Here is a 12,927-nt window from a genome sequence, read left to right as displayed (position 1 = left end):
AACTCCAGACATTACCAACACTCTCAAATAATCATAAATACATTGGAGACTATTTTTAACAGTGGTGTGCAAAAAAAGAGAAATTCCATGGTTAAAAGTAATCCAATTTCATAAAGAAATTGTTCAAATGAGTCAGGATAATTTCTTTAGTCTACCATTGGGGACCCAAAACCAATTAAATTCTGACCGTTGGACACTTATTGATCAATTTCCAATTGAAGATATGGCCGGTCCTTGGGAAATTCCATACGAATCCATCACAAGTAAACCATTATTAGAACTTATATCAAGTAAAAGTACTTTAGAAGGGTATCTTGGTGGTCCATGCTGGATAAATTCTAAATGGGATAAAAATTCATTTGTAAAATATTTAAATCCACTCTTTTACAGAAGTGTAGAACTTGAAATGGATGAGGAATGTATACGTATATTACCTAGTGAAGGAAGTTGGAATTTATCTCCAAAAATCTATGAAATTTTGAGTGAAAATGAAATAGAATCAGAAAAACCACTTGAAGATACTACACAAGAAATCATTGAAAAAGCACATGTTCTTTCTGATAAAGATGAACAAAATCTTTCTCAATGTCTCCTCAATGAAATATTTAATCTGGTACCAGAACTTAAAAAAATATTCACTAAGACATCCACTAAAAATGAAAATTTAAAAATAACAAATCATCCATGGGCATTTTTTCTTCCCCCTACCACCAGTTCCCCATATACACATCATATTCTTCAAGATTATTCAGAACTTGAAAAGCAACTAAGAGATGAACCTTCTGTAATAGGTGGCCTAAAATTACTTGATTATTGGCCTTCACGTCAAAATGTGAATGAATCTGAGTTGCTCCCTATAGTTCCTCTCAATGATTCACAAAAGATGGCGGTATCTGAAATACTGAAATCAAAGCCAATTACCGTCATAAGTGGACCTCCAGGATGCGGAAAAAGCCAGGTTGTTGTATCTCTACTTCTAAATGCATGGGCAAACAATATCAGTGTACTATTCTCAAGCACAACAAACGCTGCAGTAAATATCGTATTTGACAGACTTTCAAATTTTGACTGTGAATACCCTATTGCAATACGTGCTGGAAGAAAAAATATAAGCAATATAGACGAGGCTTTCAGTAAGATTCTGAACAACGTATCTGCAAGCACGAAACACTCAGAACTAAATGAAATTGAAAAAAGGATAGATGAACTTGTTTCTAAGAAAGAAGAGATGCAAACATTTCTCAATAAAAAAACACCACAAGAAGTGACCGAAGCTCTTAGATCAGCATTAACATCTTATGCGTATTTCCTTGATAAAAAAGCGGAAATCGAGCTAGAAAGAGAAAAATTCTCCCTTGAAATTAATTCAATAGGCTATAATGTATCTCCTGAATCTTTCACTGAAACAGTTTCAATTCCCTTCCAAAAATGGATGGACGGAATCAACAGATGCAAATATCAAATTAAAATTGATTCCCAACAAAGAATTGAGATTAAAAATAAATTGGATATAGCCACAAAGAAGAGAAATGTAGAGCTACAAAAACTTTGTGTAGATCCAGATTTATTTACCAACTTTGATTGGGTAATTAAGGAACAGGGCCCGGAAAGATTTGAAAAGTGGCTCAAAAATTATCAGTCTCTAATCAATCAATTTGTTGATGAATGCCTTAATCCAATTGAGATGAAAGACGAATTCCTTGAATGGCAAGAAGAAAAAGAAGCTATTGAATGGACGAATAAAGCAGAAGAACTAATGAAAGAAATACAAATAGTATTAACGGATTATTCTAAACAGCTCAGAAGCATAAATGAGATCAGAAAAAAGCTTGATAAAACAAGGAACGAGCTTATAGCTGCAGGTTTATCAGAAAGTACAAATCATGATGAAAATAAACTCATAAAATGGAAAAACGAGTATGCTTATATTTCTTCAATCCCAGGCGGTATAACTAACATATTTAAAAGGAAAAGAGCTAAAAAGCAAATCCAGAAGACGGAAGAAGAAATCCGAAACTATTATTCAATTGAGATCTGGAGTAATTTTAGCGAGAGTGAACAAAAAGGACGTGAATTGCTTAATGAAGCAATTGACAAAAGCCTTAGCTGGATTGAGATTCAAAAAGAGTGGGATCCTCAGAAAACAATCTGGGAAGAAATTGAAACTAAGTTCATATCTCTTCAAGGTAAAGCTGTAGAGCTTAATTTATCTCAAAAAGTGGATATTACAGATACTGAAACATTGTTAAAACTAATAAAGGAGATTGAACTAAAGAAAAAGATAGCTTTTCAGGCTGCAGAAGCATGGAAAGCAAAACAGAAATCTGACTTACTCAATCATGAGTTATTAAAAGCCTCACAGAAATTTCAACGACTCTTAGTAAACATTCAGGTACTTGATTCCTGGATGAATTCAAATGAATTAGAGTTTACCAAAACAGTGTTGTCTTTAATCTCCGGGCCTACTCAAAAAAATATAACATCTGCTCAACGCTCTTTAAACACTATTAGATTTGATGCTTTGATTTCAGAATGGGATGGGGCCATAAAAGCGGAAAATAAAGTTCAAGAATACACCAAACTAATTGATCAAATCCCATCAGATAAAATTAGAATTTCCGCCTGGTGGAATGAAAAACCGCAGATTGCAATAGAAAAGCTAGACAATACATTGCTTCCCCAGCAAAACGATCTTTTATGGAAACACTTAGAAGAATGTAATAAGTTGGATAAGAAATGGAAAGAATACTCTGAAACAACTCTTTTTGCCAAAAATAAAGAAATGAAAGATGCTTATGATTGGGCAATAAAATATCTAACAATTGCCATGGACAAAATCCCTGATCATATAGATAAAAAACATATTAAATCTTTCATTTTACCACTAATAAAACAATCAACCGCTTCCTGGCCAATCGATAAATTAAATGAACTTTTTATTGACTTTGATCCGGATCGAATAAAAGGAGAAATAAGTAAAATTGATTCCGAACTGGAAATATTATCTTTTACTCGTGCAAAAGAATGGTGGGAAAAAAGGGTTAAAAAAGAAAAAATAATTTTAGATAGCGTTGAAAGCCTTTACGATCATTACAGAAAAAACCATAACATGGCAAAGGGTTTTTCGCCTGAAAAGTACCAAAAGGCACTCAATGCAATACCAGTTTGGACTACAACGGCTCTTTCCCCACAGTCAATTCCAATGCAACCAGAAATATTTGATTTGCTTATAATTGATGAAGCATCTCAATGTACACTTACCAATATCCTCCCTCTAATTTATCGTGCTAAAAGAATAGCGATAATAGGAGATACAAATCAATTACCTGCAATATCCAATATAAGTGCCGGGAAAGAACTGACCCTTGCATCTAAGCATGGAATTTCAAAGTGGTTAGACTTACTTGGTCATAACAATAATAATGTGTTTAAAATAGGAATGCATTGTCTTCCACGTGGTAGAGCAGAAATAATTTCACTTATAGAACATTATCGAAGTCATCCTCTGATAATTGGTTTTTCAAATCACTATATTTATCAGAAACGTTTGAGACTTAAAAAAGAGCTGCTACAGGATAATGCGCAATCAGCTAAATCTGGAATTTTTGGGATAAATGTTTCAGGAGTATGCGATAGAGGTAGTGGTGGGAAAAGCTGGATAAATCCTAACGAAATTAAAGTCATCTGCGAATTGGTACAAGAGTTTCAAAATAAGGATCATTTCAGTCACCTAAATATTGGCATTGTATCTCCTTTTTCTGCACAGATTAAAGAAATACAAAAAAAGCTTAATGAATTGGATTTAACAAATAACATATCAGTTGGCACAGCACACGCATTTCAAGGTGACGAACGAGATATTATAATTTTCAGTCCAGTTATTGCTGGGGGAATGAGAAAAGGAGCCATAAAATTTGCAAATTCTCCAAATCTCATTAATGTAGCTATGACAAGGGCACGCGAAGCTCTTTTTGTTGTTGGAGATTTTAAGTATTGTAAAAATAGTGGTGGGATTGTAGGCAACCTCATTAACTATGTTGATACAGTCATGCTCTTGCGGGATACAAGCAGGGAAGAACTGGAGCTCTTTAGCTGGATGATAATAGAAGGTTTTACACCACAGGTACACGTAATAATTGGTGGAATTGAAGTTGATTTTATGCTTATCAACAAATCTCGAGGCGTAAAATTGGTAATTGAAGTTGATGGAAAGCAACACCACTTCGCGGAGATCAATGGAAAAAAATATCCTGTTAAATTTGAAGGAAGCCGCAGATATATCAAAGTTGATGACGAAATATTATACTTCCGAACTCTTGGAAATCAAGATTTCGTTGAGATCCAAGGAAGTTCATATCCAGTTACTCAAACAATGGTGTCTATAAAAGAAGATAATATTCGTGATGAATATCTAAAAGGTCAAGGATTTAGAGTTCTAAGAGTACCAGCAAAAGCAGTTAGAGAAACTCCAACTAACGTAATTGCAAAGATAAAACAAGAATTAAGTCTTAATTAAATGAATGTTTTTTAAGTCTCTGTATTGCCGGAGGTTCGATCGCTCAAATTCGGACAAGCGGATTCGGGAGATTAGATTGAAGTGACCACCGACAGAAAAAATATATTTAAATTGATTTGGGGTCGTAAAAGCCCTCGATAAGTAAGGAAAAACACCCCACGTCAAAAAAGATATTGATTTTCTAAAAGCAGCCCCGAAGGAGTCGGGCGAGGAGAGGGGGAATGAACGAGCTGGAAACTGCTGCTTCTTAGCTGTACGTTGCCGGGTTTTCGTTCGCTCAAATTCGAGCAAGCGGATTCGGGGGAGATTGAAGTGACCTCCGACAACAAAAATATATTTTAATTGATATGGGGTCGGAAAAGCCCTTCACTAATTCTAAAAAACACCCCACAGTGAAGATCATAATGATTATCTAAGAATACCGTTCGTTAACATGCTTATTTTAGATAACCGAGGTACTCACCGGTCGGCGAAGACGACCGGCTTTTTCTTAATGACTGCTTGAAAACAGAAAAATAAAAGATACACCCAACTTTGCACGCTAAAACCGGAGTTTATACTTTGTGACTAAAAACGATATCTTGCGGCTTCATTCCTGTAGGGTCTAACTATAATTAAATAATTGTTATCAGATCTGTAATATGAATTGATAAAAAAAACAATCAATATACATTATTTTTTCGAAATAGAAACTAATATTTTAGAAAAATTTATTAATAAGTAGGGTATAATACACATATGCACTTCAAGATTAAAACTATATCGGGCCACAAATACCTTTACGTCATAAAGAATGAACGAATTGATGGAAAAGTTGTCCAAACAATTCAAAAGTATGTTGGGACTGCTGACCAAGTTTATGACCTCATAATGGAAACAAAAGAAACAAGAATAGCATCCTACTCTTTTGGCAAACCAGCTGCCTTACTCAAGGCAGCTGAAGAAGTAGGCCTCATTGAAGCTATGAACAAACACATTGACAGAAAAAGCATAAAAGGCCTTACGCCTGCAGAATATCTCCTTTTAATCATCATCGGAAGATCCGAACATATCCTTAGCAGGAATGTTCTTGATGAATACTTCAAAGAAAGTTTACTCAAATTTTTCTGGAATCCCTCATATAAACTCTCAAGTCAGAACTTCCTTAACTACATGGAAAGATTGGATGAAGAAACAATCCGTAAAATCGAAATTGATGTCTCCAGAACACTAATCCAAAAAGGAATAAGGCCAACTAAACTAACATTTGACACGACTAACTTTTACACTCATATCGAGCATGGAGAGGAACTCCCAAAAAAGGGGTTCTCTAAGGATAAACGGTATGATAAGAACCTGATAGGTGTTGGCTTAACAACTTCAAACAAGAACATTCCTTTTCAGACAATTACCTACCCGGCAAACATACCTGATGTAACTTTGTTTTCAGGTTTAATTGACAACATTTGCAAACGTGTAGAAGAAATCGAGATTCCTCTTGATGAGATTACTATCGTTTTTGATAGGGGAATGAACTCAATAGATAACATAGAACATGTTCTGGATAAAATGCATGTTGTTGGGGCTCTACCTTCTTCGATGTGTAAAGATTTGTTTCAAATTCCTTTGTCCGACTTTGAAGAGGAATGGGAAAATGGAAAAAACAATATCATTAAAGCTCATCGTATTATGGGGAAATGGTATGAACAGAATTTCACCGGAGCAATAAAGTACAGTGAAATTACCAGGAGAAAACAGATGCATGAGTGGGAAACAAAAAGAGTCATGATTCTGGAGAAAATCGAAGAACTAAGATCAAGGCTTAACCACAAAGGAAGGGGAAGAAAAATGACATCAAAAGGCCTTATGAACCGGGTCGTTGATACGGTACCAAAGCAATATAGAGGACTCTTTGATTACAATGTCATTGAAAATGAAGGGAAGTTACAACTTAATTTCAGTTTAAATGAAAGTCGGGAGAAAGAGTTTCTTTCAGGGATGGGAAAGACTGTTGTATTTACTGATAAGGAAAACCTTGCAACAAAAGAAATTGTGGAAATGTATGATTCCCGAAATATGATTGAAGAGGACATAAAGTGGCTAAAGGACAGGTTACTGATACCGATAAAACCTGTATATGTAAGGAAGGATGTGAAGATAAGAGCACACGTGTTTCTTTGTGTAATGGGATTACTGCTCCACAATTATTTACTCCATTTGATTGATGATCCTGAACTGACAATTCAAAAATTGGCCACTAATCTCGAAAAGATAAGAATGAGTCTTGTCTATAGTGCAAAAGAAGAGAAAAATGCAGAGTTTGTTATAGAAGAAATGAACAAAGAAACTGCAAAAATATTTACAAAACTTCAACTTGGGAAGTATATCCCAAGTTGAAATCGTTAACTTAATTAATTTTTTATTAGACTTCAAATTATCGTAGCCAAGAGCCTTTATTTTTCAAGATCTTAGAAACTCCGGTAAAAGAAGGATTTATAATTTTTGTGGTGTTAGGATATAATGGTGTAGGGAATTGCTGGATCAGGAAGAGATTCACAGGAAATGCCGTAGCAAAAAGAAATCATGTAAAGATTTCAATATACTGTTGTCTTGCAAAACCTTAGATTTATCCCTCAAAGAAATCCAGGAGAGAGCAAAGACCGCGTGCCGGGAATCTCAAGGTACTGATACGGAAGAAATTGCATGTGCTGTCAGTCGAGAGGTTCAGAAATGGGAAATTGGGAGTCAGGAATATCTTGAAATCCAAGTTGAGAGCCTTGTTAATCTTCTCAAATCATACATTCCTAAAATTGAAGAAAACAGTTCAATCCTCAATCGAATTGATAGGATTCTAAGAGAACCTGACATAGTGAAACAGTATACTCTTCTCAATAACCTTATTCCACAAATTATAGACATACAGGTTTCTGAAAAAACAGCTCCAGTTTTGAATGAGATTAAAGAACTAAGGGTTTCAGTTGACAGATTAACAGAGTCTGTAGATGAACTGCAAAATCCGCAGGAATATCTCGATACGATCCAAAGGAACCTGGAAGAGATCAAAGACAACATACCTGAAATGAAAGAAAAGATCGATGAAGTGCTCTATGAATTGTATTCTCCTTTAAGTACAACTCAGAAACTGAAGGTTGCCATTCCACTAATTCCAATGCTTGCTACTTATGAGATGGAAACAAATGTTCCGAAGCTTGTAGCCGACAAGATTTCTGAGTTGAAGAATCTTGTTTTGAAATATAAGGAAAAGTGAACAAGATTTCGAGGGGTAGTCTAGACTAACGGTTGCTAGGGGTCAAATTGGAGCAGCCCGCCAACAGAAAAAATATATTATTACTGAAATGTGATCGAAAGGAAAAACTTTCATTTACTATCCAACTAACCATTTCCTGCCATTTCTCATCATTCCGATTCTATACAATAACCAATTTACCTGTTGAACTTAGAAGTAATCTTACCCCATAAAGATATTTTTTTGTCCTTAAAATCTGAATTTGAGTTATCCGGCACCAAATCAGTTTCCAGGTTTTCCCGGGTTACTTCTTGATCCAGTTCAAGAACATTTTCAGCAAGTACAACAGGTTCCGAGAATTCGTAATCATCTTCAAAACATTCGGATTCTGCAAAAACAGATTTAACCCTTTCTTTGAAGATACGATTCTGTTCATCTATAAATCTTCTATTTTTCTCTAACTTTTCGGCTTTTTCGCTTTCTGATAACTCCTGAGCTTCCTCCTCAAACTCTAAATCATCTTCGGAAATATAAGGTTTGTACAGGTCATAGGAAAAAGCAGGAATACCTTCATTTGAAGAGATCTCATCTTCCTCGAGCTGCTGTTTAAATATGGGACAGTCATGTTTTTCTGGAGCAACACAATCCTCACAAAAGTACATTCCGCACCAGACACACCGCATATGGAGTTTCCCGACCACCACTCCACAATTAGGACACTGTTGAACCATGTAAAGTAATTGTAGAAGAACAAAATAAATGTTTTCATTTTCGAGATGATTTTCTACCTCACTTGTACTCCAGAAACACAAGAACCTTACCAGTAGATCTCAAAGTCTTTCACGATACCTAACGGGTCAAAGTAAACCCCTGGCACTCCCTGAGACCTTTTTCTTTTGTGTATCTCATAGAATTCATAATCCGGGGAGTCTGTTTTATAAGCCGATACAATACCATACTCTTTTCCGATTTGTACATAAGCAATTTTATCTTTGCTGTCCAGAGCACCCAATTTTTCAGTATCGCCGGTACAGTCCACAAAGACAAGACCTTTATCCGTGGTGCTAAAAACATTGAGGGCGTGGGATTCCATATCCAGAAAATCTACACTGACATATCCTGCTTTAAGTCCTGCTTTTTCAGCGTTATTGTGAAGCATTTCGGCAAAGTCCGCACAAACAAAACTGCCATTATAGGTAGATCCATCCGTCGGATCATTCCTGAGAAAAGAAATTAACCCATCCCATGTGGGGTCGGTCGCATTTTTGTAATTAACCAGCTGGACAGACTCTCCAGAGGCTTTAACTATTGGAATTTCTTTTTTGCTAATCCCATCGTCCAGGAAATTACCCAGATTATCTTTCAGTGGACCTGTATCATCTGGTTCATAGCTATTCATAAAAAATAACGTGCCCAGAATTGCGATACACAGCAAACTTAAGTACAGGGTCGCGTTTTTTGGACTCTGTGCTTTAGAGTTTGGTCTTGAGCCAGTACCCTGCCCATTTGGTTTTCTGATGCTGCTTTTTGATTTATTAGATTTGTATTTTTCATGCTTACTTTTATTTTTGGGCGTAGAAGTTGGATTATTTGGCTTAGTATGCTTAGTCCTTGAACTTTTTAATTTGTTTTCCTTGTTCTCTGACTGATTTTTAAAACTAGCTGTAACAATGGGTTTCGTGGTTTTATCTGAAATAGCGAATCCTTTTTCATTGTTTGCCACTTTGTTGCCAGAAGTAGAATGTGGAGACGATATTTTCTTTTTGTGTCTTCCTGATTTAGTACTGGATACTTTCCTTTCAGGAATGGAAGTAGAAGAATTTATTTTGCCCCTATTGCTTTCTGGATCAGGTTTTTGCACTATAACGGTATAGCCTCTATCATCTGCTTTTGCGTAATTATTTACAACAAAAGAAGCTTGTTCCTGAAATTTTATTTCATGTTCAATATTATAGATATCTAATCCAACGCAGTTATGAAACTCCGGTAATCTACAATCCTCGCAGTAATAAAGTCCACAGAATTTACACTTAAATGGAAGAGATCCTATTTTTTTACCACAAAAACTACATTTAACCATCTAGCACCAATAAAAAGATAACTGTATTACATATTAATTTTTCTCATTTGAATTTTGAAAGTAGGATAATATAAAATATCGAAAGGAGAGCAAAAAAGAACGTTTATTTGAAGGTTCTTAAAGGATCACGGTTTTCGATCGATCAAATTCGGACAAGCGGATGCGGGGGATTAATTGAAGTGACCGCCAACCTGTAAAATATATTTTAACTTAATTGGGGTCGAGAGGACAAACGTACCACTACAATTCGAAAAACACCCCACACAAAAAGTCGTATTGCTAATTTAAAAGCAGCCCCGAAGGAAAACGATCGAGGATAGGAGGGAGAAAATGAGCGAGATAGAAACTTGCTGCTTTTAGATAAACATTACCGGGGGTTTCGATCGCTCGAATTCGGACAGGCGGAGGCGGGGGGAGGGGCAGATTGAAGCGTCCCGCCTACCGGAAAAATATATTTTAACTGCTATGGGATTGGAAAAACTCTATATAATCCAAAAATGGCCAAACCACAAACTTTACTTCAAAAGAGCTTCGAATTCTTCTACCGTAAGTCCTGAGGCTTTTATCAACTTTCTCAAAAGTCCAGGCTTCAGTTCCTTATGCTTCGGAACAGTCAACGTAACTCTTGAACTTTCTTTTCGAAGGACAACATGGCTGCCCACCTGCCGGTGCGGGAACCAGCCAGCTTTAGAAAAGGCTTTAATCGCCTGCATCCCGGAAATTACAGGAAGTCCGGACATTCAAGCAACCACATCAACCACTCTGCAGGAGGATTTCCCTATGCATTCCTGCAGTTCATCTTCTGCGAGGGATTCCAGACAGGCCTGAATCGCTTCTTTAATATTTCCGATAGCTTCTTCAGCCGTATCCCCCTGCGAAAAACAGCCTGGTAAGCCGGGGCAGCTGGCAACAAATCCTCCGGCTTCTTCGTCTTCCTCAAGGATAATTTTGAACCTCATAATATCGATTATAAGGCTTTTTGCTTAAATTCCTATGGGTGGGATCGGTCTACGGGATTGAAAGAACAGGAAAAATGAGCGAGATGGAAACTTGCTGCTTTTAAATGAAAATTGCCGGAGGGGTTTCGATCGCTCGAATTCGGACAGGCGGAGGCGGGGGGAGGGTCAGATTGAAGCGGCCCGCCTACAGAAAAAATATATTTTTACAGAATTGAAAAGAATCAAAGATCATTCAATATTTAGCGGTTTAGTTTCGGAAAGTCGTAATAATGTGAAGCCAGGAGAATAGTGAAAAAAATTTAAATAAATGCTCCCTAAAAAGAACATTCCCTCAATTTATAAATTATCATCTCATGTGATTATTTTTTACTGCAAGTCAGAGTGGTCGTCCTGAACTGACAGCTTTTTACTTATTTTTGTCCTTATTGCAAGAATTTATATTCACAATAACATCCACAGAAGTCTCTTTAGTATTTCCAGCAGTATCGATTGCTCTTACATAAATAGTATTTTTCCCCCTTTTTGAAAGTTCTACTAAAGCAGTCCATGGAGATGTTCCACTTACAAGTTGCCATTCACAGTCATTTACCTTGATTTCAACTCTGCCAAGCCCAATATTATCAGAGGCTATTCCACTTACGGGTACGGTACATGTATCAAGGTGTTGTTTAGGTGTTGGCGAGCAGATTGAGATACATGGCAAAGTTGCATCATCTGTATCTTTTGATAAGTTCAACGCATATAAATGTGCACCGCCCATCTCTTCACCCACGATGAAGAAGTTTTGCCCATTTCCTTTGATATCACCAACTGGCGACACTGACCATCCAAAATACCCTTCTTCAGTCAAATGTAAGGAAGGAGAATTTGTGATACCTGAAGGTGATCCACAATAAATGTAGGCGTCCCCATCATAACTATAGGGGCATCCGATCACTATATCATCAAACCCATCAAAATTGAAATCATTTATGCCGCAAAGTGCTGATCCAAACCTTACATTATACTCTGGATTGGGATTATCAATAACCACATCTGGAGAAGAAGAAAGGCTTGAACAGGAACCAAAGAATAAATAGACTTTTCCCTCCCTTTCAAAAGCGCCATCCGCATATTCATGACCGATTAAAAGGTCTTCAAAGCCGTCTCCATTTACATCACCAGCTGATGAAACTGTACCCCTATTAAAGACATTTATGACAGGAGTGGGTATACTAATTTTTTGAGGAGAGGCGAGGTTTTTATTAGATGAACCTCTGTAGACATAAACATCAAAATAACCTGCAGGAGGAACTTTAGCTACTGATACTGCTATGTCGTCAAAGCCATCAGCATTTAAATCTCCATCTGATGAAATACTAATCCCCCCAGTACCAGGATACGAGATAAATGAAGAAAACTGATTATCTATTCCTGATTCAGACCCATAATAAACGTATAGGTATGAAGAACTATCTGACAAATTTGATAACAACCTGTCATCATCGCGTGCGCCGATCAACAGGTCCGAAAATCCATCTCCGTTTATATCGCCTTCCAGAGAAGTTTCGTGACCAAATCCATATTCTGGATACCCGGCAGGCGGTGTGAGTATTTTATCAGGAGTGTCTTTTAATCCTGCTGCAGTTCCCTCGTAAACATAAACTTTGTTAACGCCCCAATCCATTGCGACGGCAAGATCATCAAATCCATCTTTGTTCGTATCACCCGAAGAAACATAAAATCCAAAGCCATCCTCGGCATTTGGAGAGCTTAATATCTTATTGGCTGTTGTTGGAAAACTGTTCTTTCCATAATAAACGTAAACTTCACCGTCACGAAATGGATTACCCACTACGACATCCGCCAATCCATCTCCGTTATAATCTCCGGAACTTACCGACCAGCCGAACCATCTATCAGATGGTGGCGTCAGGGATATTTTATCAATGGATTCAGCATCCACAATTACCCCGCATCCCAATGCTGATCCCGACAATAATACCAGAAATGTTATTCCGATAATTATTCCGAGAGCACAATTCTTACAAATACCAACATTTCTAATTTTCTTCCCCCCAGTGTTTCAATTTAAAGACTTATTTTTTTAAAGCAAATCTTCCCCATTATTATGGATATAACATAATATATAAATTAGATCATAAAT

8 protein-coding genes are annotated in these 12,927 nt (G+C 36.7%); 3 read left to right on the top strand and 5 right to left on the bottom strand.

What is annotated here, in order from left to right; genetic code table 11:
• Nucleotides 1-61 precede the first annotated feature (61 nt).
• From MSMTP_RS07835 to MSMTP_RS07825, 3 genes are all read left to right on the top strand, one after another.
• Entirely contained in the window at nucleotides 62-4,516 is a 4,455-nt protein-coding gene (locus MSMTP_RS07835) for an AAA domain-containing protein (RefSeq protein ID WP_048178537.1), read from the top strand.
• A gap of 738 nt (nucleotides 4,517-5,254) precedes the next feature.
• Nucleotides 5,255-6,892: an IS1634 family transposase gene (locus MSMTP_RS07830; RefSeq protein ID WP_048177107.1), complete on the top strand. Its 1,638-nt coding sequence runs from the start codon at nucleotides 5,255-5,257 to the stop codon at nucleotides 6,890-6,892.
• A gap of 136 nt (nucleotides 6,893-7,028) precedes the next feature.
• A complete protein-coding gene (locus MSMTP_RS07825) occupies nucleotides 7,029-7,763 on the top strand; it encodes a hypothetical protein (protein ID WP_048178536.1) in 735 nt (244 codons plus the stop codon).
• A 176-nt stretch (nucleotides 7,764-7,939) separates the two neighbouring features.
• Here MSMTP_RS07825 and MSMTP_RS07820 read toward each other — a convergent pair whose 3' ends face one another.
• The 5 genes from MSMTP_RS07820 to MSMTP_RS07800 form a co-directional block, all read right to left on the bottom strand.
• Nucleotides 7,940-8,404: a hypothetical protein gene (locus tag MSMTP_RS07820; RefSeq protein ID WP_048178535.1), complete on the bottom strand. Its 465-nt coding sequence runs from the start codon at nucleotides 8,402-8,404 to the stop codon at nucleotides 7,940-7,942.
• 155 nt (nucleotides 8,405-8,559) lie between these two features.
• Nucleotides 8,560-9,822: an AN1-type zinc finger domain-containing protein gene (locus MSMTP_RS19695; protein ID WP_048178534.1), complete on the bottom strand. Its 1,263-nt coding sequence runs from the start codon at nucleotides 9,820-9,822 to the stop codon at nucleotides 8,560-8,562.
• A 515-nt stretch (nucleotides 9,823-10,337) separates the two neighbouring features.
• Nucleotides 10,338-10,562, bottom strand: a complete 225-nt coding sequence (locus MSMTP_RS07810; protein ID WP_048178533.1) for a type II toxin-antitoxin system HicA family toxin — start codon at nucleotides 10,560-10,562, stop codon at nucleotides 10,338-10,340.
• Nucleotides 10,563-10,781 carry a type II toxin-antitoxin system HicB family antitoxin gene (locus MSMTP_RS07805; RefSeq protein ID WP_048178532.1) on the bottom strand — a complete coding sequence of 73 codons (219 nt, stop codon included), beginning with the start codon at nucleotides 10,779-10,781 and terminating at the stop codon, nucleotides 10,563-10,565.
• Nucleotides 10,782-11,187: 406 nt separating this feature from the next.
• The gene (locus MSMTP_RS07800; RefSeq protein ID WP_048178531.1) at nucleotides 11,188-12,726 is read right to left on the bottom strand and encodes an FG-GAP-like repeat-containing protein; all 1,539 of its coding nucleotides are present in this window, start codon (nucleotides 12,724-12,726) and stop codon (nucleotides 11,188-11,190) included.
• Nucleotides 12,727-12,927: the final 201 nt, after the last annotated feature.

This window comes from Methanosarcina sp. MTP4 (assembly GCF_000970045.1).
Classification (GTDB): domain Archaea; phylum Halobacteriota; class Methanosarcinia; order Methanosarcinales; family Methanosarcinaceae; genus MTP4.
The sequence above is the reverse complement of the archived record's forward strand: the minus strand, read 5'-3'. Positions and strand labels throughout refer to the sequence as shown.